The sequence below is a fragment of the Paenibacillus montaniterrae genome, from assembly GCF_018403185.1.
GTDB lineage: Bacteria > Bacillota > Bacilli > Paenibacillales > Paenibacillaceae > Pristimantibacillus > Pristimantibacillus montaniterrae.
This window is the reverse complement of sequence record NZ_BOSE01000015.1, coordinates 24,540-49,629: the sequence shown is the minus strand read 5'-3', so window position 1 is coordinate 49,629 and position 25,090 is coordinate 24,540. Positions and strand designations below refer to the sequence as shown.

General features: G+C 47.2%; 25 protein-coding genes. 19 read left to right on the top strand and 6 right to left on the bottom strand.

Translation table 11 applies throughout. The annotated features are described in order from the left end of the window. The first annotated feature begins 42 nt into the window (after positions 1–42). From KJS52_RS25525 to KJS52_RS25505, 5 genes are all read left to right on the top strand, one after another. Positions 43–1,968 (top strand): 3'-5' exonuclease, encoded by a 1,926-nt coding sequence (locus tag KJS52_RS25525; RefSeq protein WP_213520202.1) that lies wholly within the window; start codon positions 43–45, stop codon positions 1,966–1,968. After that, positions 1,961–2,770: an arylamine N-acetyltransferase family protein gene (locus tag KJS52_RS25520; RefSeq protein WP_213520200.1), complete on the top strand. Its 810-nt coding sequence runs from the start codon at positions 1,961–1,963 to the stop codon at positions 2,768–2,770. Before KJS52_RS25525 ends, KJS52_RS25520 begins: the two co-directional genes overlap by 8 nt. 85 nt (positions 2,771–2,855) lie before the next feature. Further along, positions 2,856–3,014, top strand: a complete 159-nt coding sequence (locus KJS52_RS25515; RefSeq protein WP_213520198.1) for a hypothetical protein — start codon at positions 2,856–2,858, stop codon at positions 3,012–3,014. A 175-nt stretch (positions 3,015–3,189) separates the two neighbouring features. Next, positions 3,190–3,393 (top strand): spore coat protein, encoded by a 204-nt coding sequence (locus KJS52_RS25510; protein ID WP_213520196.1) that lies wholly within the window; start codon positions 3,190–3,192, stop codon positions 3,391–3,393. Between the two features lie 20 nt (positions 3,394–3,413). Beyond that, entirely contained in the window at positions 3,414–3,725 is a 312-nt protein-coding gene (locus tag KJS52_RS25505) for a spore coat protein (protein ID WP_213520194.1), read from the top strand. Positions 3,726–3,801: 76 nt separating this feature from the next. Here KJS52_RS25505 and KJS52_RS25500 read toward each other — a convergent pair whose 3' ends face one another. Further along, complete coding sequence (locus KJS52_RS25500) at positions 3,802–5,061, bottom strand: MFS transporter (RefSeq protein WP_213520192.1); 1,260 nt, start codon at positions 5,059–5,061, stop codon at positions 3,802–3,804. 197 nt (positions 5,062–5,258) lie between these two features. Between KJS52_RS25500 and KJS52_RS25495 the strand changes: the two genes are divergently transcribed. From KJS52_RS25495 to KJS52_RS25485, 3 genes are read left to right on the top strand one after another with little or no spacing between them, the layout of a single operon-like run. Continuing rightward, positions 5,259–5,609, top strand: a complete 351-nt coding sequence (locus KJS52_RS25495; protein ID WP_213520190.1) for a DUF2512 family protein — start codon at positions 5,259–5,261, stop codon at positions 5,607–5,609. 3 nt (positions 5,610–5,612) lie between these two features. Beyond that, positions 5,613–6,359, top strand: coding sequence for a YqjF family protein (locus KJS52_RS25490; protein ID WP_213520188.1), 747 nt, complete (start codon positions 5,613–5,615; stop codon positions 6,357–6,359). An 11-nt stretch (positions 6,360–6,370) separates the two neighbouring features. After that, positions 6,371–7,216 carry an MBL fold metallo-hydrolase gene (locus KJS52_RS25485; protein WP_213520187.1) on the top strand — a complete coding sequence of 282 codons (846 nt, stop codon included), beginning with the start codon at positions 6,371–6,373 and terminating at the stop codon, positions 7,214–7,216. Positions 7,217–7,308: 92 nt separating this feature from the next. On the opposite strand, the gene KJS52_RS25480 is transcribed toward KJS52_RS25485, so the two are convergent. Beyond that, a complete protein-coding gene (locus tag KJS52_RS25480; RefSeq protein WP_246563945.1) occupies positions 7,309–7,446 on the bottom strand; it encodes a helix-hairpin-helix domain-containing protein in 138 nt (45 codons plus the stop codon). 123 nt (positions 7,447–7,569) lie between these two features. On the opposite strand from KJS52_RS25480, the gene KJS52_RS25475 reads away from it, so the two are divergent. From KJS52_RS25475 to KJS52_RS25445, 7 genes are all read left to right on the top strand, one after another. Next, positions 7,570–8,460 (top strand): carbohydrate ABC transporter permease, encoded by an 891-nt coding sequence (locus KJS52_RS25475; protein WP_213520185.1) that lies wholly within the window; start codon positions 7,570–7,572, stop codon positions 8,458–8,460. Positions 8,461–8,528: 68 nt separating this feature from the next. Continuing rightward, positions 8,529–9,311 carry a carbohydrate ABC transporter permease gene (locus tag KJS52_RS25470; RefSeq protein ID WP_373871392.1) on the top strand — a complete coding sequence of 261 codons (783 nt, stop codon included), beginning with the start codon at positions 8,529–8,531 and terminating at the stop codon, positions 9,309–9,311. Between the two features lie 148 nt (positions 9,312–9,459). After that, entirely contained in the window at positions 9,460–11,112 is a 1,653-nt protein-coding gene (locus KJS52_RS25465; RefSeq protein WP_246563944.1) for a sensor histidine kinase, read from the top strand. Continuing rightward, on the top strand, positions 11,109–12,740 hold the full coding sequence (locus tag KJS52_RS25460) for a helix-turn-helix domain-containing protein (RefSeq protein WP_213520180.1): 1,632 nt from the start codon (positions 11,109–11,111) through the stop codon (positions 12,738–12,740). The genes KJS52_RS25465 and KJS52_RS25460 overlap by 4 nt, the downstream gene beginning before the upstream one ends. A 136-nt stretch (positions 12,741–12,876) precedes the next feature. After that, a complete protein-coding gene (locus KJS52_RS25455) occupies positions 12,877–14,292 on the top strand; it encodes an ABC transporter substrate-binding protein (protein ID WP_213520178.1) in 1,416 nt (471 codons plus the stop codon). A 72-nt stretch (positions 14,293–14,364) separates the two neighbouring features. Beyond that, positions 14,365–16,770: a hypothetical protein gene (locus KJS52_RS25450; protein ID WP_213520176.1), complete on the top strand. Its 2,406-nt coding sequence runs from the start codon at positions 14,365–14,367 to the stop codon at positions 16,768–16,770. 1,220 nt (positions 16,771–17,990) lie between these two features. Continuing rightward, entirely contained in the window at positions 17,991–18,311 is a 321-nt protein-coding gene (locus KJS52_RS25445; protein ID WP_213520174.1) for a cupin domain-containing protein, read from the top strand. A gap of 158 nt (positions 18,312–18,469) precedes the next feature. Here the strand turns inward: KJS52_RS25445 and KJS52_RS25440 are convergent, their stop codons facing one another. Together KJS52_RS25440 and KJS52_RS25435 are read right to left on the bottom strand one after the other, a co-directional pair. Then, on the bottom strand, positions 18,470–19,126 hold the full coding sequence (locus KJS52_RS25440; protein WP_213520173.1) for a DUF2306 domain-containing protein: 657 nt from the start codon (positions 19,124–19,126) through the stop codon (positions 18,470–18,472). A gap of 5 nt (positions 19,127–19,131) precedes the next feature. After that, complete coding sequence (locus tag KJS52_RS25435; protein WP_213520171.1) at positions 19,132–20,250, bottom strand: DJ-1/PfpI family protein; 1,119 nt, start codon at positions 20,248–20,250, stop codon at positions 19,132–19,134. 189 nt (positions 20,251–20,439) lie between these two features. On the opposite strand from KJS52_RS25435, the gene KJS52_RS25430 reads away from it, so the two are divergent. The 4 genes from KJS52_RS25430 (at position 20,440) to KJS52_RS25415 (ending at position 24,045) form a co-directional block, all read left to right on the top strand. Further along, entirely contained in the window at positions 20,440–21,132 is a 693-nt protein-coding gene (locus tag KJS52_RS25430) for a response regulator transcription factor (protein ID WP_213520169.1), read from the top strand. Positions 21,133–21,134: 2 nt separating this feature from the next. Continuing rightward, positions 21,135–22,397, top strand: a complete 1,263-nt coding sequence (locus tag KJS52_RS25425; RefSeq protein ID WP_213520167.1) for a sensor histidine kinase — start codon at positions 21,135–21,137, stop codon at positions 22,395–22,397. Between the two features lie 221 nt (positions 22,398–22,618). After that, complete coding sequence (gene rsgA / locus KJS52_RS25420; RefSeq protein ID WP_246563943.1) at positions 22,619–23,719, top strand: ribosome small subunit-dependent GTPase A; 1,101 nt, start codon at positions 22,619–22,621, stop codon at positions 23,717–23,719. Between the two features lie 26 nt (positions 23,720–23,745). Beyond that, complete coding sequence (locus KJS52_RS25415; protein WP_213520165.1) at positions 23,746–24,045, top strand: hypothetical protein; 300 nt, start codon at positions 23,746–23,748, stop codon at positions 24,043–24,045. A gap of 142 nt (positions 24,046–24,187) precedes the next feature. Here the strand turns inward: KJS52_RS25415 and KJS52_RS25410 are convergent, their stop codons facing one another. Both KJS52_RS25410 and KJS52_RS27855 read right to left on the bottom strand, forming a co-directional pair. Beyond that, positions 24,188–24,604, bottom strand: coding sequence for a DUF1349 domain-containing protein (locus KJS52_RS25410; RefSeq protein WP_306433605.1), 417 nt, complete (start codon positions 24,602–24,604; stop codon positions 24,188–24,190). Then, positions 24,605–24,784 (bottom strand): DUF1349 domain-containing protein, encoded by a 180-nt coding sequence (locus KJS52_RS27855; protein ID WP_306433604.1) that lies wholly within the window; start codon positions 24,782–24,784, stop codon positions 24,605–24,607. Positions 24,785–25,090: the final 306 nt, after the last annotated feature.

Below are 25,090 nucleotides of genomic sequence, written 5' to 3'. Positions count from 1 at the left end.
ACTATAATAGCCGTAGGTATATTGTACTAGAGGAGATAAAATATGGCTTATATGGTACCTGAAGTTATTCCAAGAAAAGCGACGTCAGGCGAACGTATTTTGTTTGCTAGTTTACGAGATTATTTGCCTAGCGATTATATTGTTTATTATGAGCCTGAAATTCGTGGAAAGCGCCCTGATTTTGTAATCATCGGCCCTGACCTGGGGATCGTTGTTCTCGAAGTGAAGGATTATACGAAAAGCACCATTTATCAAGTCAATCATGACGAGTGGATCATTCGTGAAACCTCGGGCTCTAATCAGTTGCATCATATAAAAAGTCCACTTAAGCAAGCTCGAGACTATGCGAGAATGATCGAGACCCATTTGAAAAAAGATAAAAACTTGGTTCGTGAAGGAGGTTCTCATTTAAAATTTCCTTACGGTTACGGTACTGTTTTTACTCGTTTAAGACAAGAGGATTTTATAAAGCTTGGTTTGTATCAGGTTATTGAGCCGCAATTTGTATTATGTAAAGATGAAATCGATGCCGATGAAGAAGGCTTTGATCAACATATTTTACTGGAAAAAATTCAATGCATGTTTACTATACCAACGTATCGGCGCTTGCTACTGACCGATCAAGATATTCAAGCTATTCGCTTTCATCTTTTTCCTGAGGTTCGGATTGGAGCAGATTTTAACATGCCGGTTCAACATCAGGATCAGCTGCTGCTTTCACTGCACAATATTAAGACGATGGATTTGCACCAGGAAAATATGGCGAAGCAGCTTGGCGACAGACATCGTCTTATTCGCGGAGTTGCGGGCAGCGGTAAGACATTGGTGCTCGCAACTCGTGCCAAGCTGTTAGTGAAGCAGCACCCTGATTGGAAAATACTTGTACTTTGCTACGGCATTCCGTTATCACGCAGCTTGAAGCAAATGATACAGCAGAAGCTGGATGAGCCGGAGGATTTATTTGATTTGCATCAGATAGACAACGGACAATCACATTCCAATGTAGAGGTTTATAATTTCCATGAGTGGCTAAGAAACAAGATGAAAATGAAGGAAGATGATATTCCGGTACTATTGGATAAGGTGAGTAAAAAGGAAGCAATTCTGCCTGCTTATGATGCAATATTAATTGATGAAGGCCAGGATTTTGAAGCAGACTGGTTAAAGCTGTTAAGCTATTGTCTGAATCCTGAAACTCAATCTCTATTATTAGTAGAAGACCGTGCGCAGTCTATTTTTAAGAGAAAATCAAGTCTGGCACAGGATATTGGCCTCGATTTTCGCGGCAGATCGAAAATATTATCGATTAATTATCGCAATACAGCACAAATCGTTAAATTTGCTTGGAATTTTTATCAAACCTTTTCCCAGCTTAAAAATAAAGTACGCGAGGGAACGATAGATGGAGTGGAGATTATTCCTCCTCAAGCGACAAAGCGTAAAGGACCGGAGCCACTTATCCATGCTTTTAAAGGAATCAAACAAGAGATGGACTTTGTTGCGAAGTGCATCAATTTTCTCCATCAGGAAAAAAACATACCCTTTGAAGAGATTGCAATTTTATATCGCGTTAAAAACAGACACTCTATCTCTTATATAGATGAAATTAAAGATAGCTTGCGCCACAGCGGGCTGCCATTTACATGGATTACCGAAAACGCAGATTCCAAGCGTAAATTTATTCGTAGCGAAAAGACGGTGAAAATCTCTACCATTGATAGTGCTAAAGGTCTTGATTTTCGAGCAGTATTTATCGTTAACATAGAAAACATGCCTTTTGTACTGGAGGAAGTGGAGGAAAGAGAAGTATCGTTATTTTATATTGCCATGACACGAGCGTTGGAATGGCTGTTTTTAACCTATAGTGGAGAGTCTAAATTTACACGCTATTTAGCTGAAATAGCAGGACAAAAATTAGAGCTGACCTTGGATCAACAGGCATCGGGAGGAGGAGTGCGCCATGAGTGAATGGAGTCGCTTATTTCTAGACAGAATTGGTTTTCCTGAGCATATGACTATTGCCTTTGAAAGCTTGCCTAAGCTGCTGGAGCTGACTTCAAGAGCAGTACCGTTTGAAAATTTAAGCATTATGGAGCATAGAACGCGTCCGATTACGAAGGAGAATTTGATTGACAAGATTGTAACCCGCCAAGAGGGCGGGCTATGCTATGAGCTAAATCCACTGCTGCATCACTTTTTGCTGGAGCAGGGCTTCAATACCAAGCTAACACGCGGCAGCGTTTTTAGACCTGAAGCGGGTGAATACTCCGCTGTAGGCAGAACGCATGTGGCGATTTTGCTTGAGCATCATCAGAGGAGCTACTTGCTTGATACTGGGTTTGGCGGCAATTTGCCTTTACTGCCTGTTCCGTTGTCAGGGGAAACAGTGACTTCCAGCAATGGAGTTTTTCGTGTCGTGCGAACTGATACAGAGTACGGCGACTATGTGCTGCAATTGAAATTAAAGCACAAGGACGTTGACTGGCGCATCGGCTATGCCTTTGACTCCAACTGGATGATTACGGATGACAGCGAATTGAACGAAATTCAAACAATTATAACCGACGATCCGCGCTCCACCTTCAATAAGCATCCGTTGATTACCAAGCTTACTGAGCGAGGCAGCGTTACGTTAACAGACCATTCGTTGACAGAGTGGACTGACGGCAAGACGGAGAAGCTCAGTTTGGGAGAAGCGGATTTCCAGCACTATGTAAAGCAGCATTTTGGCGAACAGTTCGCAATGAAAGCAAGCAAAGATCAGGCTTGACTGCGGTCATAAACGTGATAGAAAATGGAATGCGCCACCAATTGTTGCTGTTTCGCTTATTCCGTTTTTCTCGAACTCTACGCATTTGTGGATTATACCGCTATCCGTTAGCGCTGTGCTGCTTGGGCTAATGCTCACGCTGTTTATTGCCGAGCGTGCGGAAAGCAGATTTGGCAGCTTCTTTGTGTCGATGAATCGCAAAAAGCTGCAAGCTAAGTCAGATTCGCTGGATATGTCTGCATAGCATAGTTGCATCCATGTTAAATAAAGCTAATAACAAGCCACCTCGGAGCTCGATACAGCTTTCGAGGTGGCTTTTTGCTGCTTGGAGCACTCTAAAAATAAGCAAATCGGCAAAAACCATTCGCATAATTAGCACAGCAGGTGGGATATTAAAGCACGGAAAGGAGATGATTGACATGAATAATCAACTAGCGCCTCATGAGACCTTGGAATTGCATGAGCTGCTGTCCTTCAAGACGGTGTGCATGACCAAAGCTCAAACGATGCAAAATCTGGTTTCAGATGCCGAATTGAAGCAGCTGCTGCAAGAGGATGTTCGCAATTCAGTACCGGCAATTGAGGAATTGAAAAACCTGCTAACCAATAACCCACAACATTAAACATTAAAAGGATGGTGTATATGAACCCGATCATGGAAAATTTAACAGGAATGAATGTTTTGTCTGATCAAGTTATCGCGACTGATTTTCTAATTGCTGCAAAATCAGGAGTTCGCAACTACGCGTTGGCATTGACCGAAACCGCTTCGCCTCAAGTACGAGAAGCTCTAAAAAATCAATTGAACCAAGCCATTGCAACTCACGAAAAAATTACAAATCTAATGATTAGCCGCGGCTGGTACAACGCTTACGATATGAACCAGCAGCTTCAGATGGACATTCAAAACACAGACACAGCGTTGAACATGGTGAACCAAGCGAGCAGATACTAATATAAAAAGCAGGGAGTGCAGCAGTTCCCTGCTTTTTGCTTGTACATATATGGTCCGTTGCAGTAAAAAGGGCATCTCATTCCGAATCAGATTGTTTTTTGTCCTGCTTCTTGTTGTCCTGCTTCTTGTTGTCTTGCTGCTTGGGCTTAATGCCAAACAGCGACAGCAGCACGGAAGCTCCACCCAAGCCAGCCACCAAATAATAAAATGGAGCTGCCGTTGGCAGCAGCATAACTGAAGCTACTGGAGGCCCTGCGGCAACGCCAATAAAACGCACACTGCTATAAAATGAAGTGACTGTTCCCCTTACTTCCTTCTCAATCCCTTCAACGATCAGCGCGTCAAGACAAGGCAGGGAAATGCCTATGCCAAAGGCACCTATCGAAATATACAGTACATCCATAACGACCGTTTTGCCGCCAAACCAGGCGATGACAAGCATCATTACACTGACAATTAACATGCCAAAAAAGTTGAACCATTTCATGCGCGGTTTTTTATTGCCAATTAATTTCCCTGTTACAAATGAAGCGATGCACAGAGCGGCGGTCGGGATAGCTAAAATAACCCCTTTCCATAATCCGTGGATTCCATACTTGTCCTCCGACACCTGCGACAAATAAAACAAAGCTCCAAATACGATGAACATACAAATGCCGCCTATCGCAAATATGGCGTAAAGCCATCTACCCTTTTCATGAAACAATGCTTTGACCTGCTTGATGTAGGCTCGTGCTTTGGGAGGTGCGGACGACGAGTTCTTTTTTGGCACCTTCACCATAAAGGAAACCATTAAAATAGAGCCCAAACATAGGACCGGGATCGCCCAAAACGGAATAAACCATGCAATTAACGCCAGCAATGATCCCATTAATGGACTAAGCACTTTGCCAAATGTATTAGCAGTCTCGATTATCCCAAGCCCCTCGCTGACCTCGGTTTCTTTTTTGAACATATCTCCAATCAATGGCAAAACAATAGGAGATGAGCCTGCCGCGCCAATGCCTTGTATAAACCGCCCAACCAGAATCCACATATAAGCTTGACTGAACCAGGTTGAGGCAATAGCGGATAGAAGTCCGCCCAGTCCTGTTAGCACCAGGCTAGGAATAATTATTTTAACTCGGCCATAGCGGTCAGATAAAAATCCTGCCACAGGAATTAAAAATATTGCTACAACTGAATAAACCGTTATGACTAAACTGATTTGAAAAGAACTAACCTTCAACTGCTGACCCATAGAGGGAAGGATTGGAATAAGCATGGAATTTCCCAAGGTCATAATTAACGGAATGGAGGACAGGGCAAGAAGGCTAATCTTTTTGGACTTTTCCATTCTTAAACTCCCTTCAAGTGACTTGCGCGATAGTAAGGCCAGATGCCCTGTTGATTTTATTCCCTAAAAGGATTTACTTGATACTCACATTTACCATTACTTCCATTGCAAAAGTATTGCTGGTTTGGCATTTGTTTGAATAGGAAGGAGTGTAATGGAGATAATACAAGCAAACTCAGGAAAGGAGCTATATCGTTATGAAATTTGTTCTTAAATGGATTGCCAACGGTTTGGTCGTTGTGCTGTTATTGATGTATTTTGCAGACGTTTCCTTTTGGAGCGCTTTCGTTACAGCAACCGTTCTTACGATCATTGCCTATATATTAGGAGATCAGATCATTTTGCGGAAAACGAACAACATTATCGCTACCTTGTCCGACGCGGTGCTTGCTTTTGTAGTTTTGTGGGCAGCAGCAGTCTGGATGGGATGGGATTTGAGCATTAGTGAGACGATCATTATGGCCGTTGTGCTCGGCATCGTCGAATGGTTTATCCATCGCTATGTATTCAACAACGAAGCCAAGCTGGTTACCAGCGAGGAAAAGTAAGCAATGCACCCTGATGAAATTTTGCAAACAACTGGCCATCGACCGTTTGAGCTGCCAGAAGGCAAATGGTTAATGCGTCAAATTTGGCAGGACCTGCTATTTGCTCATTGGCCAGTAGATCCGGCATTAATGGCTTCGCTCATTCCCGAACAGCTGAAGCTGGATCTTTGGCAGGATCAGGCATGGATTTCGCTCTCGCCGTTTTATATGCGGCATGTAAATATTAGAGGACTCCCGGCCTTACCTTTTACCAGTTCATTTTTGGAGTTGAACTTCAGAACATATGTTACGCATCAAGGGAAGCCAGGCATCTTTTTATTTAGCGCGGATGCGGAGAATTGGCTTACGGTGAAGCTTTCCAGATTATTTGGCCTTCCTTATATGAATGCTGCAATGAGCTGGAAAAGAGAAAATGGCAGATTCCAATATATATGCCACAGAACGGATTCGCACAAGGGTGCTGCACAGTTTACAGCAACTTATTATCCGACGAGCAGCGAAGTTTTCCACGCTGTTCCCGATACCCAGCTTTATTGGCTGACAGAAAGGTACAGTCTCTATGCTTTAAAAGGAAGAAGCTTGCTGGTGGCCAATATTCATCATTTTCCATGGCCTTTGCAATCGGCTCAATTAGAGCTGGAGCAGAGCACGATAACCGAGGCTTCAGGCATTCCGCTGCCTGGCACTGAGCCGATTTTAACCTATACGAAGCAGCTTGAGGTTTTAATTTGGCCAATCAGAAAAGTATAAGGAGCTTTATGATGGACCAAGAAATGCGTTATGGAGACGACTATGTCTATCTTCCAGCGACCTCTATTCAAAGCGGGAAGGGACAGGAAGTGCTTCCGGATGTTTTCTGCCATACGATTCAAATCGTCAATATTTGTATGATTGGACAGCCGGAGAAGGAAGGCTGGGTACTGGTCGATGCAGGAATGCCGCGATCCGTCGAGGCGATTATTTCTACTGCGGAGGAAAGATTCGGCGCGGGTAATCGCCCGCAAGCGATTGTGCTGACACATGGCCATTTTGATCATGTCGGTGCCATTGTCGAACTGGTCGAGCATTGGAATGTGCCCGTATATGCCCATGAGCTGGAGCTTCCTTATTTAACGGGCAAACAGTCGTATTCACCACCCGATCCAACCGTCGATGGAGGACTGCTCGCTAAAATTTCATCCTTTTTCCCAAGCTCTCCAGTAAATTTGGGCAAGCATGTGGAACCGCTGCCATCTGACGGAACAATTCCGTTTCTGCAAGGATGGCGCTGGCTGCATACGCCTGGGCATACACCTGGCCATATTTCGTTATTTCGTGAGGACGACCGCGCCTTGATTGCAGGCGATGCTTTTGTTACCGTTCAGCAGGAATCGATTTATAAGGTGTTTGTGCAAAAGCAGGAAATAAGCGGGCCGCCGAAATATTTTACGCCGGATTGGGATCAGGCGCGCCAATCTGTAGAAAAGCTGGAGGCACTCAAGCCGAAAATTGCAGTAACGGGACATGGCTTGCCAATGGAAGGACAAGAGCTGAGCGACAGCTTGAAAAAGCTGGTCGAGCATTTTGACGAGATTGCAATTCCTGCACATGGCAAATATGTTCATTGATCATGCTTATGCTTAACGCTATATGCAAGAGGGGGTTATTCAGGAATGTCAGTCAAGACTGGCCATTTGAATAACCCCTCTTTGGTTTGTGGTTACACCTGCTTGAATGATAGACCTTCCGCTGCCAAAGCTTCACGCAGGGTAGGCATGGAGCGTGGACCAACTCCGTGAAGGCTTAAGATCTCGCGCTCTGTATAGCTGGACAGCTTGTTTAACGTTGTAATGCCCACATGCTTCAATGCTCCTCTTCTGATAGAGTCGGTTTGTCCCCCTTGTCTCGTCGAATGCTCTATCCCGTGCAAAGCCGGCTGGCTTGTACAATTAAGCTATGATTACGAAGGGGTGATGAAGGTATGCGTAACAATCGAATCGGAGCTTATTTATTCAGTTTTCCCAGTCTGTTTCTGACGCTAGTGTTCGGCATATATCCAATTATTTGGGCGCTTCGCTATATGTTTTTCGATTATCAGGGCTTTGGCACACCGCGCTTTATCGGGCTTGATAATTTTGCGAGAGTTGCGAGAGATACAGAGTTTTGGCACTCGGTATGGAATACCTTTATATACGCTGGCGGTAAACTGGTCATTACGCTGCCGCTTTCGCTCATATTGGCAGTCATCTTAAACCAAAAGCTGCGCGGTCGCCATTTATTTCGGGCAATATTTTTTATGCCGACCATTTTCAGTGCCTCGGTCATGGCGATTGTGTTCTATATCGTGTTCAATTCATACAATGGCATCCTCAACCAATATTTAATGAAGCTTAATATCGTGTCAGCGCCAATTGATTGGCTGGGGGCCTCATTTGCCATGCTGACTACGATTATCATCGCCGCTTGGGGAGCGATCGGCAACTATATGCTGTTGTTTCTCGCCGGTCTGCAGAGCATTCCAGACGACATTTATGAAGCGGCATCGCTTGACGGCGTTAATCCTGTGCAGCGCCTATGGTATATTACGATTCCGATGCTTGGGCCAGTTCTGCAAATGATCATTATGCTGGCGATTACCGTATCGCTTAAAGGCTATGAAAGCATTATGGTGCTGACGGAAGGAGGTCCATTCGGCAAAACCGAGGTCATGTATTTGTATTTGTACAAGCTGTTCTTCCCGCTAACTACGACAGGCACCTCCGTACAAAACATCGGCTACGGCAGCGCGGTCGGGTTTACGACAGCGGTCATTGTTGGTCTGGTGACATGGATTTACTTCTGGGTATCGAAAAAGCTTAACAGCATTTACTAAAGGAGGCTATCAGAATGACGATACGAAAAATTTTAGTGCGCACCCCAGTATGGCTGCTGCTGCTGTCCATGTCCGTGCTGCTGCTGTTTCCGATTGTTGTAGCTCTGCTTGGCTCCTTTAAAACTAATTTGGAGCTAACAACAGGCGCAACGCTGTTTCCTGCGGAATGGCAGTTTAAAAACTACGTGCAGGCATGGAACCAGGCTGATTTCTCTGCATTTACCTTTAACAGCATGTTTGTAGCAGTATTCGTAACTGTAGGGACGTTGCTGGTCGCTTCAATGGCTGCCTACGCTGTCGATCGGGTAGCCTTTAAAGGAAAAAAATTGTTTATTCTACTGCAGTCCTTTACACTATTTATTTCAATCGGTGCGGTTGTGCTGCGTCCGCAGTTTGATTTGATGGTATCGATTGGTTTGCAGAAATCACTATGGGGTGTCATAATCATTTTAATTAGCGCCCATGCTACTGCATTTTTTATGGTTGTCGGCTTCTTTCGCGGCATTCCGCGAGAGCTGGACGAAGCTGCGCTTATCGATGGCTGCAACTTTTATTCGATATTTTGGAGAATTATTTTGCCTTTGCTGCGACCAGCATTGGCGGTTGTGGCGCTGTTTACATTCCGCGGAGCCTGGAATGAATATATTTTGCCGCTGGTCTTTTCCTTAACACGGCCTGATTTGCAAACACTGCCTGTCGGCCTGGCCAGCCTCCGCTATGGTGCAGGTGCGGCAGTGGAAAATCAATTGATGCTGGCTGGTGCCTGCATCTCCATCCTGCCGCTGCTTCTCGTTTATATTTTTGCCAACCGCTCCTTTATGCAGGTTACAGCAGGGTCAGTCAAGGGCTAAACATCCCATATAAATTGAGGCGATGCGCATGAAACGAATATTCAGAAAGATGTCACTCAAAAGAAGATTGTGGGTTTCATTCGTATTATTGACGGTTGTCTGTATAGCTACCACGGGAACATATGTTTCCGTGTTTTTTTCTCGTGAAATGGAAATGCAAGCAACGAAAACGAGTCAGGATACGCTTAATAAAACGGCGCAGGTGCTGGACGAGCGTTTACGAAACATTGTTGTGCTGGTGTCGACCTTTATGATGGGCGAGTCGTTTCAGCAGACGATGCGTGATGTGCAGGCGAACAACAGCAATCAGTACTACAATCGGCTGTCTCAGCTGCAAACACCGTTTGCCCAGCTGATGCTGGCTGAGCAATCGATCGACTCGGTGCTTGTGCATACGCCAATCGGCGATTTTTACTCAACGGAAAACCGGCGAAGTCCGTCAGTCGCTTTCGAGGATACGCTGCTGCAGGACAAAATCTCCGTCGCGCAGGACAGATGGAATAAGCTATGGATAACAGGCCATACGGATGAGCTGTTCAGCAGAGGGAACTACGTCGTCTCCTTAATTATTAAGCCGCTCTTTGACAAGCAGCTGCAAAACACCTATGTCATCGTTAATATTCGCGAGGATTATTTGCAGGAGCTGATTGGCGCGCATATGCAAGGCGCCAGCTTAAATCAGCTCGTCATTGACCGCAGCGGCCAAAAGGTGTTCGCATCGAGAGAAGGGCTGCAGCACAGCGAGCGCAAAATGTACGAGGGCATCGGCCTGGACAAGCGCGGCCATTATAATTATGCATCAGAAAGCGGCAGCAGCTATTTGGTCAACTACGCTACGCTGGACATGAACCCCGATTGGGTGCTGATCGGCTATCAATCCAAAGCAGAGCTGCTGGAGCCAGTTCACCGGCTGCGCCTGGCGATTCTTTCGATTATGGGCGGCTGTGTCATACTGGCGCTCATTATGTCCAGCATGCTGTCAGAGCTGCTGCTCAAGCCGCTGTTCAAGCTGCGCAATTTGATGCTGAAGGTTGAGCGCAACAAGCTTGACGTTCGATTTGAAAGCGTTTTTGAAGATGAGATTAGCCAGGTGGGACATAAATTCAACCGAATGATGGATCAAATCGGCGAGCTGATACTGGAAGTGAAGGCTTCCGAGCAGGAGAAGCGAAAGTCAGAAATAAAAGCGCTGCAGGCGCAAATCGATCCTCATTTTCTCTATAACACGTTAAATACGATTTACTGGAAAAGCGAAATGGCCGAGCAGCAGGCGGTAAGTGAAATGATTGTGTCGCTGTCGCTACTATTCCGACTCGGGCTCAATAATGGCCAGGAAATTACGACGCTGCGTCAAGAGCTGAAGCATGTCGAGCAGTATTTGCTGCTGCAGGCGATGTGTTATCCCGATTTGTTCGATTATGAGCTAGCACCTGTCGAGGAGAAGCTGCTTGATGCTCCTGTTCTGAAGATTTTGCTGCAGCCACTTGCTGAAAATTGCATTTTGCACGGCTTTCAGGAGCTGCCGTATAAAGGGAAAATTACAATTGCGGCGTACGAGCAGGAAGGCATGCTGGCGCTGTCTGTTGCTGACAATGGCACTGGCATGGATGCGGCTCGTGTAGAGAGAATGCTGAATAAACCTGCCTCTGAGCAGACGAGCTATGCGCTTTCCAACGTACGCTCCAGATTATCTCTATATTACGGGCATTCGGCTGCAATCAAGCTGGAAAGCGAAGCGAATGTTCATACCGTGGTCAAGTTAATCATTCCGATTGTGGCGAAGGAGGCGATTAGCCAATGAGCAAAGTTACGATGTGCATTATAGATGATGTAAAGGCTGTAGTTGATGGTCTATTAAAAATTATTCCCTGGTCAGAGCATGGCATCGACATTGTAGGAACGGCTGGAAATGGACAGGATGGCTTGCGGCTGTTGAACGAGAAGCGTCCTCATATCGTGCTGACAGACATACGCATGCCCATGCTTGGCGGCATTGATATGATCCGCAATCTTAGAAGTGTAGATGAAGGGCAGACGAAGGTTATTTTTTTCAGCGGCTATTCTGACTTTACATGCGCGCAGGAATCGGTTCGGCTCAGTGCCTTCGATTACTTGGTCAAGCCGTTTACGACACAGCAAATTTTAGAGGTCGTGCTGCGCGCCAAAAAACAGATCGAGTCGGAAAGGCTGGAGCGGCTTGATCGGATGGCGCTGGAGCGCAAGGTGAGGGAGAGCTTGCCGTATTTGCGCCAGGAATATTTCCAGCTGCTTATTCGCCATGACGAGCTGCCGAAGCATGCCAGCGAGAAATGGGAGTTTCTCGGCATAGATTTGGAGCGTACCGGCTTTATCGCGATGATTGCGCAAATCGACGGTTTAATGGACGAGCAAGCGCCGCTTTCAGTGCGCGATGTGGAGCTGACCCGCTATGCCGTGCAAAATATTTTGGAGGAAACGCTGGGCAAGCAAACGAAGGCGATTGTGTTCCGCGAGCATTTGGGACAATTTGTTGTGCTGATGAATCCTTCAGGCGATGGCGAGACGCTTGAGCTGGCGGAGGCTTGTCAGCGCAATGTCAAGCAGTATGCCAAGCGGGATATTTCAATCGGCGTCGGCAGCAGAGTCGAAGAGATTGGAGAGATTCCGTTGTCCTACAATCAGGCCAAGACGGCGCTCAGCTACCAGTTTTATTTCGGCAGCGGCTGTCTCATTTCGTACAGCGATATTGAACGGCAGGGCCATGCGGTGCCGCATTATTCGGCCGAGAAGGAAACGGAGCTGCTGTACTGCTTGCGCTCGGGCAATCATGAAGGCGTCGAAAGGCTGCTGGACGGCATTTGCGAGGAGTGCTTGCGCTATCCTGCTCCGCCAGACCCGGATGTGATGACGAATTTGTTTTACGGTCTTGCTTTTTCAATTTACCGTGTCGTGGCCGAGAAGGCGGATGAGAAGCAGCGCATATGGCTGGATGAGCAGCTGGGCATGATTAAGAAAGGGAAATATATGTCCACCGCAGAGCTGATTCGCGATGTGAAGGAGCTTGGACGGACGGGATGCGACTGGATGCAGAGCAGACAAAAAAACAATGTCGGCCGCTTGATCCATCAAGCTCTCAACTATATACAAGAGCAGCTCGGTCAGGACTTGACGGTACAGGAATGCGCCAATGCTGTTCATTTGAGCCCAAGCTATTTCTCCAATCTGTTCAAGAAGGAAACAGGGATGACCTTTATGCAGTATGTGACATCGGCGCGTATGGAGAAAGCGAAGGAGCTGCTGCTTGAGGGGATGCAGGTGCAGGATATTACATTTGAGCTGGGCTATCGCGACCGGCCGTATTTTACAGAGCTGTTCAAAAAGCATACCGGGCTTACACCAACGGAGTTTCGCAGCAAATACGAAAGCTTGGCCTCCGAGCAATCAGAGTGATTTTCACCTCCTAGAATCGTGTGTTTGTCCTTCTTAGCAACATAGGGAGCGATGCTACAATGAGAGCAGCAAGAGGGATTGGACGGCTTGCACAGCCGCAGAATGCCGCTTGTAATAAAAAGGGGAGGTCGGATCGATGAAAAACAACGGATTCAAGAAACGTTCATCATTATTGTACAGCTTGATAGCAGTGATGCTGCTGCTTGGTGCATGTTCAACCAACAACGGCTCCAATTCAACATCAGAAGAAGGCTCACAAGGAACTGACGGTACAGCAAAAACGAAAATTGCTTATTGGACGATTGACCGTCACGATATGGATTATATGCAGGAGCAGGTAGATAAATATAATGCTACCAATACCGACAACATTGAAGTGGAAATGAAGGTAATGGCGGATAATTACAATCAGGCGATTGAGGTAGCCTTTGCCAGCAATCAGGCGCCTGACATTTTCCGCAGCGGCGACTTTCAAACCTACGTCAGCAAAGGCTATTATGCTCAGCTTGATACACTGCTAAGCGAAGAGTTTCTAGCCAAATTCGACGGGCTGCTGGTAGAGGATATTTACACCAAGGAAGGCCATGTCTATACGCTTCCCAATTCAGGCCAATTCTGGCGCTTGCTATATAACGTAGATTTGCTGGAGAAGGCAGGCTATACTGAGCCGCCGGCAACGCTGGATGAGATGGTGGAAATCGCCAAGAAAATTACCGAGCAGGGCAAATCAGAAGGCATTTATGGCTTCGCCAGCAATTTTAAAAACAGCTCGGGCTTTACGCGTCCCGCATTTGCATCAGGCTCGCTCAGCTCTGAGAACAGCCATGAAGGCTACAACTATCAAACCGGCGAATTTGATTTCGGCATGTACAAGGATATTGCACAGGCGATGCGTCAAATGAAAGAGGACGGCAGCATGATACCAGGCACGGAGTCGCTTGACATAGATCCGCTGCGCGCACAGTTTGCACAGGGCAAAATCGGAATGTATGTCAACCATTCCAGCGAGCCGGCTGTGTATGCGTCCCAGTTTCCAACTGATATTCGCTGGGCATCTGCCATTGTGCCAACTAAGGATGGCGTAAAAAACGGGGTAACCTGGGTTAATGCGGGCGGTTATATTGGAATCAGCGCTCAATCCGATGAGGACAAGCAGCAGGCAGCCGTGAAGTTCCTCGAATATTTATATACAACTGAGCTGCGTACGGAATATCAAGAGCTAGGTCTTGGCTTGTCAGTTCTGCCATATGTTAACGAAGCAGCCGGACAGCCGGAGCTTGCAGGCATAGAAGGCTTCATGCCGACCCAATATGACGGGATTTTCCCGGCTACTCCGCTTTCCGTAACGGAAACGAAGCTTGAGGGGAAAAATGCCAGCGATACATTTACAGAATATATTCTGACAGGAAATCAGGATTTGGATACGATCATTGAGGATTTGAACAGTCGATACGCCAAGGCGCTGGCAGCAGCTCGTGCAGAAGGGCTGACATCGATTCAGGCTGACCCGAGCTTCAACTCCAAAAGTTTGCAGGGCACGCTGGGCCAGTAAGCGGTGCACTCAAGCGGAGGGGATGTTCAGAACGTTAGAGCGTGAACGTTGGATAGAGTTGGAGGGAGAAACATGGATGCACGGAGCGGTTTTCTAACGCACTATCTTTATTCGGGGCCGCGGCTGAGCCCTTTCGAGCATGAACAGACTGACAAAAATCAAATTCGTTACGAGCAGTATTTGCGCTCGATAATAGCCGACAAGGTAGAGCTGGCTCCAGTACTGGCAGAGGAGATTGCGATCGGTGCTGAAAGTCCGTTAGGACAGCCGTGGCAATATCTATATCCATGCAGCGGCTTCGTTAATTTCAATCTGTTTTCCTATACGCTGCAAAAGGTAGAGCTGCTAGCGGCAGCCGCGCTTACTGTAGCGGAAGACTTAACGGTGCGAGCCAATGTATGGACCTATACGGCAATAGATATTTGGTTGAACGGCAGCAAGGTAAGCAGTGCAGCAAATCCTGTATACAAGCCGATTATGAAGCAGGAGATCGAGCTGCCGCTGCGCAAAGGCAGCAACACGCTGGTCATTATGCTGCAAAATCTGGCTGTTCGTGATACCCGTAATATATTCGGCATTCAGCTGCTGGAGCATCTCGACCGTATAACAGCCGGACTTCCAGACGCTGCAGCAGCAGAGCCGTATCTTAAGCTCGATCAATGGCTGTCCGAGATTACACTGACTGGCAATGAGCTGCTGCTGCCTCCTGATCCGCCTTGCGCTGTTTATATTGCTTATGGCGAGGGGATTGATCCTGCAGCGGCAAAGGATATTACGGGCTTGCGCCGTGTGGCAGTGGAACAATCGGAAGCAGAAGCGTTGATCTATGGAATAGTAGATGGCAAAAGGCTGAGTCGGCAAATTGAGCTGCTGCACAATCGCGTCCCTGTCTATCGCTCTGTTGCTGACACATCCGAGGCCAAAGCTGCCGTATTTGAGGAGCTGGCGGCAATTGGAGCGACAGGCTCATTTGAGCCGCTGCGCTTCGGGCTGTTCTATGTATTGGCGCGCTGGAATTTAGGCAAGGCTGGTGCGAACGATCATCTTCATATTAGCCGCGCTATTGAGCAAATTGAGCGCAGAGAGGACTGCTCGGACTTTCATCTGGCAGGCTTGCTCAGGCTGATGGATATACACAAGCTGCCAGCTGAGCTGGAGCAGCGAGCGGAACAGGCCATCTTAAACTATCGCTACTGGATGACCGAGAACGGCTCGGACGGAATGTGCTTCTGGAGTGAAAATCATGCGCTTATGTTCTATATTTGCGCATATATGGCGGGCAGCCGTTATCCCGATCGGCACTTTGTGCGTTCAGGCAGATCTGGCAGCGAGGTCAAGGCGGTTGCACTTGGACGCATCCGCGACTGGCTGACAGATGTCGAGTGCTGGGGCTTCGAGGAGTTCCAAAGCACCGATTATATGTGTGTCACGATGGGCGCGCTGCTGAATGCTGTGGATTATATGGAGCAGGACGAAGCGGAAAGAGCCGCAGCACTTATTGATGTTATTATAAAGAGCTTTGCAAGCCATGCCTTCCGCGGCTCGATCGTGACGCCGCAGGCTCGCATTTACCGCTCTGTCATCCTGCCGTTTACACAAGCAGCGCAGTCGCTGATGTATTTGCTAAAGCCCGATGCGCCTGCAGGAAACAGCGAATGGCTTGCCTTTCTTATGAACAGCCGCTATCAGCTTCCTTATCAGTATGCCGAGTTGATGGACAAGCCTTTGGATATAGAATACCCGACTGGAAATGCTTGGGTTAAGCTCTACAAGCAGCCGCGATATTTGCTTACCTCGGTGCAGTCGCCGCGCTATGATGCAGCGCCTGTCTACTGGGACAATATCAGCTTTGAGGAATACGCGGATATCGAATCGAATGAATACGTCAAATCCTTCAATGAACGGTTTCACGGCACAACACGCTTTGAGCCGGGTGTTTACGGCTATCAGCAGCATATGTGGTATGCGGCGCTGGATAACGATACAGTGCTGTTCACCAATCATCCAGGAGAGCTGGCTGATGAGGTAGGCATGAGACCAGGCTACTGGTACGGCAACGGCATCATGCCAGCCGTCAAGCAGCAAGGCAGCACGCTCGGCGCGATCTATGCAATCGGCGAAGAGCATCCGGTTGCATTTACCCATCTGTTTTTTCCTGAAGCGAAGCTAGACTCATCGCTGCATGACGGACATTGGCTGTTTGGCGAAAAGGATGGCGGCTACGCTGCAATCTGGTGCAGCGAGCCACTGCAGCCTTATCATGACAAGCTGTTTCATTGCGAATATCGCGCCTACGGCAGACTTGCTGCCTACCTTTGCAAGTTAGGATCGGTGGATGAATTCGGCAGCTTTGAGCAGTTTCAAGCGCGATGCCGTGAGCTCGCACCACAATTTGATGCTCGCAGTATGCAGCTTTCAGCTGGGGAGTTTGGGGTGGTGCAGTATGTGTACAGCAGCAACAAAACCCAATACGTATAAGAGGTAGTTCAAAAATCCGACTTTGATGACGATGTAACTTCTTTGTAGCGTAATCGACGGCGAATCTTGAACGCTAGCGAAAATTCCGGTGCTCACGTAGCAAGTGCCTACGCTGCGCTCCTCATTTTCTACTAGCGTCCAAGCTTCTTGGTCCTGAAAGCCGAATTTTTGAACTTTTATTGAAAGAGGTAGTTTAAAAGCTGGACCTTGATGACGATGCAGTTGCGTTGTAGCTTAATCGACGGCGAATATGTCACGCTACCGAAGGCTCCGGTGCTCACGTAGCTTATTGCCTACGCTGCGCTCCTCGCCTTCTAGTATCGTGCCATCTTCTTGGTCCTGAAAGCCCAGCTTTTTAAACCTCGATTGGAAGAGGTAGTTCAAAAATCCGACTTTGATGACGATGTAACTTCTTTGTAGCTTAGTCGGCGGCGAATCTTGAACGCTAGCGAAAACTGCGGTGCTCACGTAGCTTATTGCCTACGCTGCGCTCCTCGTTTTCTACTAGCGTCCAAGCTTCTTGGTCCTGAAAGCCGAATTTTTGAACTTTTATTGAAAGAGGTAGTTCAAAAAGCTGGACTTTGATGACGATGCGATTGCGTTGGAGCTTATTCGACGGCGAATCTTGAACGCTAGCGAGAGTCTATGCTTCCGAAGTATGTTTCCTGTGGAAACATTTTAGGTGCTCACGTAGCTATTGCCTACGCTGCGTTCCTCATTTTCTACTAGCATCCCAGCTTCTTGGTCCTGCACTCAAAAAAAGACACCAGCGGAGGAGAAAAGCATCCGAAAAACGCAGAGGGTCGCCTTTAACATCGTAATGCAACCTTTAAAAAATTAAATAAGAGAAGCATTACGATTTAAAAAGCGACAGAAGGATGCATTGCTCCGGAGCGCTGAAAGAACTTTGGGGTTTATTCGACATCGAAGCTTCACAATCATGAAAAAAGACACCAGCGGAGGAGCAAAGCATCCGAAAAACGGAGTGGGTCGCCTTTAACATCGTAATGCAACCTTAAAAATTAAATAGAGAGCATTACGATTTAAAAAGCGATTGTAGGATGCTTTGTTCCGGAGCGCTGAAAAACGGAGTGGGTCGCCTTTAACATCGTAATGCCACTTTTAAAAATTAAATAGAGAGCATTACGATTTAAAAAGCGACTGGAGGATGCATTGCTCCGCAGCGCTGCCCAAATGAAGAACAAGAAAGGAAGAATGTAATGAGTCAGCTAAACGAATGGCAAAATGCCGAGCCGGGTGTGAAGCGTAAAATATTTCAGCCTGGGGCGTCGATTATGATGATGGAGGTGCATTTCGAGGAAGGCGCAGAAGGCTATGTGCATAGCCATCCGCATGAGCAGATTTCCTATTGCCTTGAAGGCAAGCTCGAATTTACAGTTGAGGACCGGAAGCAGATTGTATCTGCAGGAGAGACGATCGTTATACCGGGCAATGCCAAGCATGGCTGTCGCGCGTTGCAGAAAAGCAAGCTGATCGACGCTTTTACACCGCTCCGCCTTGACCTGCTAGGAAGAGCATAGCATTGCGAGCGAAATCATAGCCTTTTAAATACGTATTTAAACCCTAATGCTACCTCAAAATGAAATAAGGCGGAGCATTAGGGTTTAAAAAGCGACGGGAGTATGCTTTGTTCCAAGCGCTATATCGACAGGAGGGGCTGCATTTTTGCCTTCACTATTTAAGCTTGGCGTGCAGTGCCGGCATTTCCTTGGAATCGGTCGATCGTTCTTACCACAATCTCGGCAATAATGAGCAGCAGCGCGATTGCACCGTATATGCCAACGGTGTAGCTGGAAGGATAACTCATATTAAAGCCGTAATGGAACAGCGTTGTAATCAGGTGAATCATCATATTCGTAAAGCAGAAGGCATAGCTTCTAATCATCCAGTTGCGATGCTTGACGATCTGCTTTCGCTTGATTTGCACAAATGCGATCGTCGTAATGATCATCCATAAAATATTAAGCGCATTAAAGCCCATGCTGCTTATTTTACCGCCCGTTGCATATGGCGCCATATAGCCTGAGGTCAGAATGACGATCAGCACGGACAATAAATAAATATAGCCATTGATGCGATGGAATTTACGGCTTTTCTCAAAGATCCGATTGGAAAAGTTGAGCAAGCCAGCCGCCATTGCCAAGCAGGCAAATACGACGTGAACGTACATGACATTGAGCCATTGCGGCAGCTTCAGCTCGCGCTTTAGTCCGGTTTTATACCCCAGAAACGCTGCTGCGTCCGGATCAATGATAAAGTTTTTGACGAGTGCGTAAATGATAAAGGCGCTGCTAACGGCCGCTAAAAGCCGAAACCATATTTTTCGCTTGTTCATATGCTTCAACTCTCCCTAGTTGTTGCTTGCAGTGTGCTAACCTGCGAAATTCGCATGCCTGTTACTTTGGAGGCAGGCAGCACACCAGCCTTTGCCACCCCGAGCATAGCATCGCCTTCAACAGTAACCTCGAATTTCAAATTTAAGCGCATCGGTTTTGTAATGCGCAAAGACCAGCTCAGCTTATTGTACTGCAGCTTTGGCTCGAGAAAGCTCACTGTTTCATTTCCTTGTGTCGCAGTTCCTTGAATGACGCCATCCTTGATTGAAATCGAGAGCATTACTTGCAGCTTTCCGACTGGCGTAGCGATAACCGTATCCCAATCGCCGTCAAAGCCTGCTGTTTCATTCTGTTCGGAAAATAAAGCAGCAGCAGAGGCTTGCGACGGTTCGCGCTCATCGCTCCGATGAAGGCCAGCGGATGCCATCTCGTCTGATCGCACTGTTGCTGAAGCTGTCGCAGGTGCAGACGCTTTGCTTGCTTTAGGGACAAGACCTGCCGCTCGCCACACCGTTCCCCTCCGTTCAAATTCAAACAGCTGCTCGACCGCATGTGCAATTTGTGGCCCAAGCTCTCGCTCGACAACGTATAATGCAACATCAAGGCCGGAAGTTACGCCGCCTCCCGAAATAAGATTGCCATCGTCCACGACCCGGGCTGCAATTGGAACGGCGCCTGTTGCGCCGAGAAAGTCCATGCCGAGATGGTTTGTCACTGCCGGCCTGCCTTCCAGCAATCCGCTCATGGCCAGCACGAGTGATCCGCCACAGACTGTGACAACGATGCAATTCTCGCGAGCAAGAGCCACCTTCATCAAATCAGTTAGCTCCGACTGCGCCGCACGACCCAATATCGCAGGAACAGAATCGGGACCGTCCTCATCAACCTCGCCAGAAGCGCCGGGCACAACAATAATATCTGCTCGCTGCGGATCGAGCTTGCCGGAGGCTTCAATTGGCAGACCATTAATGCCGCTGCTGACCAATCTCGCTCCTTCTGCCGTCACGAGCTGAACATCAAAGCTGTTAGCTGCTTTCAGATTGGCAGCACAAAACACCTCATAAGGTGCAATAGCATCCAACAAGTCAAAGCCATCAAACAGCACCACTTGTACATTTAACATAAAGACAACCTCCCAATCTCAATCACATGTCAGCCCTTAAACTGAACTCATACTAAAATCGTAGCCCAGCAATATCTCAAATAAAGCAGCAAAAGTATCACAAAATAATAAACAAATGATCACAAATGATGAGGCGATGATGGTTTTTACATGAAAAATGATAAAATGAGATGCAAAGGTGGGATTTGAATGAAGGAAACGGACAAAAGCACAATATTGGTTGTCGATGATGATCAAAGCATTGTCGAGCTGCTGCGAGATTTTTTGGAAAATGACAGCTTTCATGTATTAACTGCATGCGATACTACCGGGGCATGGTCGCTGTTCCAGCAGCATGCGATAGATTGCATGATTTTAGATATTATGATGCCGGGGGAAAACGGATTTGAGCTGTGCCGCAAAATACGCGCCAGCAGCGATGTCCCTATCCTTTTTCTAAGTGCGCGCAGCGATGACGTGGACAAAATTAGAGGGCTTACGCTAGGTGGTGACGATTATATCGTCAAGACAGCGTCGCCTGGTGAAATTATTGCCAGAGTGAAAGCTGTGCTGCGGCGATCGACTGCACATCGGGGATTGAATGCGAAGCTGCTGGATTACGGGCGGATCAAGCTTGATTTGTCGACCAGGGAAGTGTTGGTTGAAGATAAGGTTGTGCTGCTGACTCCGCGCGAATACGAGCTGCTGCGGTTGTTTGCTGAGCATCCGCGGCAGGTGTTTTCCTATGACCAGCTGCTAGATAAATTTTGGGATGGCGTAGGCGACAAGCATACGATACGGGTTCATTTAAGCCGACTGCGCGAGAAAATAGAGGCCGATCCGAACAATCCGCAATATTTGGTCAATGTATGGGGAATAGGGTATCGCTTCGAGGGAGGATAAATATGAAGACAGTACGCATTCGTACGTTCACGGTGCTTTGCTTATTGCTCTTGCTTACATTGCCATGGATCTTTTTTGTGGTGGCGCATGTTGTGGAAACAAAGTCGCTCAGCATTGCCAGCAGATCGGAGCAGCAGGAAATGGTGCAGCAGCATTTGCAGGGGCATTTAAACGAGCTGATTCATTTGCTTGAAGCGAGCCCGGAGCAATGGGATGATCCGGCCTGGCGTCAGGAGCTGCAAGCCCGATTGCAGCAGGCAAAGCAGGATTTAGCTCTGGAGTCCGAGTCTAACCCATACACCGTGCAGGTGGTTGCCGCATTCATAGGCTTGCTGCTCGCTTTTTTTATCGTTGGCATGCAAATGAGACGAAGGCTGCTTACACCGCTTGAGCAAATGAGTGTAGCCGCAAGACAAATTGCCGATGGCGATCTGGATGTGCAGGTTCCCAGATCGCGCATTACAGAAATTGCTGAGGTGCGGGAAGGGTTTACTCTAATGGTCAACGGGCTGCAAAGCTCCCATCAGAAGCAGCTTGAGCTGGAGGAGGAACGCCGATTCGTCATATCGGCCGTAGCTCATGATTTGCGCACACCACTATTTGCGCTGCGCGGATATTTGGACGGATTGGCGCAAGGCATTGCCAAATCACCAGAGCAGGCTGCCAAATATTTGGCGGTTTGCAAGGAGAAGTCGCTGCAATTGGATCGGCTGGTGGAGGATTTGTTTACCTTTACGAAGATGGAATATGTGGATGCGAAGCTTAACAGCAAGCCGCTTGATTTGCGATTAATTTTACAGCGTTCGATAGACAGCCTGAGCCTGCTTGCCCAGAAAAAAAGCATTGCTATATTTGACAACATTAACGAGGATGACGCTGCAGAAGCGTGCATGGTGAACGGAGATTCTCATTTGCTGGAGCGGGCTATTAATAATTTGCTGGATAATGCGGTGCGTCACACTCCTGCACATGGAGAAATAACGGTGCAGTGCGGCAGGGAGGAGCAAAGGATTGTCTTTGCCATCTATGATACGGGCCATGGTTTTGCGCAAGAGGAGCTTAAGCGGGTGTTTGAGCCGCTCTATCGCGGCGAGCAGTCGCGCAATCGTGCAACGGGCGGCAGCGGCCTGGGCCTTACGATTTCGCAGCGAATTGTAAGAAGGCATGGCGGCGAGCTTAAAGCAAGCAATCGTCCGCAAGGTGGAGCGATTCTGTCCGGCTGGCTGCCGGCGGCAAAATCAGCGGCGAGCGAGACGTTGCAATGATCATGCTGTACTTGCAGTTTGATCGATGTTTAAGCTTGCTATAAATGACCGATCATTTTAATATGAAGGTATATTTGAAAAAGAAAGGGGAAGTTGTGTTATGAATAACAAGCATACAGCTTCATTAATCGCTCAGATTGTAGTAGACAGGGAGGGTTGTGCAAAACCATAACGAGCACTTCGCCTCCTATAGGTCTATGACAGCTTGAGGAGGAAAACAAGTGAATACAAAGATGATTAACGTAGGGCTAACTGAACGCTTTATTCAAGAGTCCACATTATATACAGGGATGAAGCTTGGGCGAGTATCGTCTCAGCATAAAGATTTGTATAAGGTTATTACCGAGCATGGCGAGGTTTTCGCTGAGGTTTCCGGCAAATTTCGCTATGAGGCAAGGTCGTTGGCCGATTACCCTGCAGTCGGAGATTTTGTGATGCTTGCTCAATCGGAGCGGGAGGAGCAAAGCCTGCAAGCGGGGGATCGAGCGATCATCCACCATGTGCTTACGCGAAAAAGTGCCTTCGAGCGCAAAGCGGCGGGTACGTCTAACGATATTCAAGTCGTTGCTGCGAATATGGACATTGTCTTTATTTGCATGGCGCTTAATCATGATTTTAATTTGCGCAGACTTGAACGTTATTTATCGATCGCATGGGATAGCGGCGCGACGCCTGTAGTTGTGCTCACCAAAGCAGATTTATGCGAGGATGTGCAGGAAAAGCTTAACGAGGTCTATACGGCTGCGATTGGTGTAGATGTAGTGACAACATCAGGGCTGTCTGAGGATGGATTTATCGCGATCCAACATTATATGGCTGTCGGAAAAACGTTTGTCTTTATCGGCTCTTCAGGCGTTGGCAAATCGACCTTGATTAATCGGTTGCTTGGTGAAACGATTATGGATACCAAGGAAACTCGAAATGATGATAAAGGCCGCCATACAACGACGCACCGCGAGCTGTTTGTGCTGCCTGGTGGCGGAGTCATTATCGATACGCCAGGGATGCGTGAGCTGGGGATTGAAAGCGCCGATCTATCAAAAGCATTTGTAGATATTGATGAATTTGCTTCCCGATGCAAGTTTTCGGATTGCTCTCATCAAACGGAGCCGCATTGCGCTGTGCAGCAGGCGATTTTGGAGGGAAAGCTGGCAGCGGAGCGGCTGGCAAGCTATCTCAAATTAAAGAAGGAAGCCAAGTACGAGGGGCTAAATTCAAGGCAAATTGAGACTGAGAAGCTGAATACGATTTTTGCTGGCATCGGCGGCATGAAAAATGCGAGAAAGTTTATGAAGGATAAGCAGTCCAAGCGAAAGCGATAATTCATGAGGCGAGGGAGACGATAACGATGAATGAACGATTAAATCAATTAGAGCAGCGTTTGACGGAGCAGCATCACCGGGACTTGTTCCTGCAGACGAAGCATACGCTGAAAGCATTAGATGATTTGGCTGAGCAGCATCGACGCTTTTCGTCTATACAGGCGCTTAGTGGAGTGAAGATTGTTGGTAGTGAGGAAGCATTGTTTTACGATACACTTGCCGCGGCGAAAGAGCAAATTGTAGTCACGCTGGAGAAAACGTTAAGCGATTTGGAGCATAAAGGCGACAAAAACTACGAGAAAAACTTTAACGACGGCGTAGAGTAGCGCCAAAAGACCACAAGCAAGAAAAGGGCTTGTTCAGATTGTCAGCTTTCATTGACTTTCTGAGCAAGCCTTTTTAACTGTCCATTTGAACCACTTCAAGCTCGCCGATCAGCGACTCGATGCGAGCTTATGCTTCGAAATATTAAAATCTGCTGCCTGCCTCTGGATTCGTTATGCTAAGACTTTGGAAGATAACGCGGCAGCCCTTCCCTTGCGGAGATTGAGCAACTACTCCCGCAACATATGATCTGGACTCATTTACGCCAAAGTATCGAACAAGTGTCCAGCGCTCGCCATCCTCTGAGTAATAAAAGGATACAACCTTGCCCAGCTTCGTAATCCGTAAAAACGGGGCAGGCGTTGTTACCTGCATTGAGTTGCAATCATCGGATGAACCGTCCTTTGTTACAACCGATACAATGGTTGGGTATTCTCCATTGAATTCATAGCATAGCTTTGCCCAGTTGTTATCATCTGCCATCAACATCAAACAACCGGAATCATAAATATGGTGCATATCCACCTGAAGCTGAACGGTAAGCTCAAAGGATGCTTCAATTTACTTAAACAGGAAAGGCGCAGAGCTGACCATATGCTTTTGCGCTGGGTCCTTGAAAAAATCAGCGCCTGCAGGCGCTTCTACATGCAGCTCGCCTCGTTCAGTAAACGCCCAATGCTCAGACTCGTTCATCCATTTAAACTCATTTCTAGCTTCACTTGAAAAAATATTGCTGCTCATAAGGGTATATTCCTTTCGCATTTGCAAGAGTATGTGCAGTGACCAAATTATTGCTGATTGTACATTTTTAGTATATCAAGACCGAGCATAGCAAAAAAGAAAAAAGATAAAACAAATCTAATCTAATCTAATTAGTAATGTCGTTGTTATCTGACTTTTTATTATTGCACACTATGGGTTAACTATGTTTTGTTGGATTATTGGCAAGTCAAATGCTTGATTGTACCAAAATCAAGGATTTTTTGTAACATTTTTACATTCAATGGAATATGCTGTACAAGCTGGCCAGTAATAACTGAAATGAGG

Bases quoted from the DNA above. Each gene is read 5' to 3' on its own strand.
- KJS52_RS25500 (WP_213520192.1), bottom strand. From the start codon at position 5,061: ATGGAAAAGTCCAAAAAGATTAGCCTTCTTGCCCTGTCCTCCATTCCG.
- KJS52_RS25415 (WP_213520165.1), top strand. From the start codon at position 23,746: ATGAATGAACGATTAAATCAATTAGAGCAGCGTTTGACGGAGCAGCAT.
- KJS52_RS25485 (WP_213520187.1), top strand. From the start codon at position 6,371: ATGGACCAAGAAATGCGTTATGGAGACGACTATGTCTATCTTCCAGCG.
- KJS52_RS25495 (WP_213520190.1), top strand. From the start codon at position 5,259: ATGAAATTTGTTCTTAAATGGATTGCCAACGGTTTGGTCGTTGTGCTG.
- KJS52_RS25520 (WP_213520200.1), top strand. From the start codon at position 1,961: ATGAGTGAATGGAGTCGCTTATTTCTAGACAGAATTGGTTTTCCTGAG.
- KJS52_RS25440 (WP_213520173.1), bottom strand. From the start codon at position 19,126: ATGAACAAGCGAAAAATATGGTTTCGGCTTTTAGCGGCCGTTAGCAGC.
- KJS52_RS25460 (WP_213520180.1), top strand. From the start codon at position 11,109: ATGAGCAAAGTTACGATGTGCATTATAGATGATGTAAAGGCTGTAGTT.
- KJS52_RS25525 (WP_213520202.1), top strand. From the start codon at position 43: ATGGCTTATATGGTACCTGAAGTTATTCCAAGAAAAGCGACGTCAGGC.
- KJS52_RS25490 (WP_213520188.1), top strand. From the start codon at position 5,613: ATGCACCCTGATGAAATTTTGCAAACAACTGGCCATCGACCGTTTGAG.
- KJS52_RS25450 (WP_213520176.1), top strand. From the start codon at position 14,365: ATGGATGCACGGAGCGGTTTTCTAACGCACTATCTTTATTCGGGGCCG.
- KJS52_RS27855 (WP_306433604.1), bottom strand. From the start codon at position 24,784: ATGAGCAGCAATATTTTTTCAAGTGAAGCTAGAAATGAGTTTAAATGG.
- KJS52_RS25475 (WP_213520185.1), top strand. From the start codon at position 7,570: ATGCGTAACAATCGAATCGGAGCTTATTTATTCAGTTTTCCCAGTCTG.
- KJS52_RS25445 (WP_213520174.1), top strand. From the start codon at position 17,991: ATGAGTCAGCTAAACGAATGGCAAAATGCCGAGCCGGGTGTGAAGCGT.
- KJS52_RS25505 (WP_213520194.1), top strand. From the start codon at position 3,414: ATGAACCCGATCATGGAAAATTTAACAGGAATGAATGTTTTGTCTGAT.
- KJS52_RS25430 (WP_213520169.1), top strand. From the start codon at position 20,440: ATGAAGGAAACGGACAAAAGCACAATATTGGTTGTCGATGATGATCAA.
- KJS52_RS25465 (WP_246563944.1), top strand. From the start codon at position 9,460: ATGGAAATGCAAGCAACGAAAACGAGTCAGGATACGCTTAATAAAACG.
- KJS52_RS25470 (WP_373871392.1), top strand. From the start codon at position 8,529: ATGTCCGTGCTGCTGCTGTTTCCGATTGTTGTAGCTCTGCTTGGCTCC.
- KJS52_RS25435 (WP_213520171.1), bottom strand. From the start codon at position 20,250: ATGTTAAATGTACAAGTGGTGCTGTTTGATGGCTTTGACTTGTTGGAT.
- KJS52_RS25510 (WP_213520196.1), top strand. From the start codon at position 3,190: ATGAATAATCAACTAGCGCCTCATGAGACCTTGGAATTGCATGAGCTG.
- KJS52_RS25425 (WP_213520167.1), top strand. From the start codon at position 21,135: ATGAAGACAGTACGCATTCGTACGTTCACGGTGCTTTGCTTATTGCTC.
- KJS52_RS25455 (WP_213520178.1), top strand. From the start codon at position 12,877: ATGAAAAACAACGGATTCAAGAAACGTTCATCATTATTGTACAGCTTG.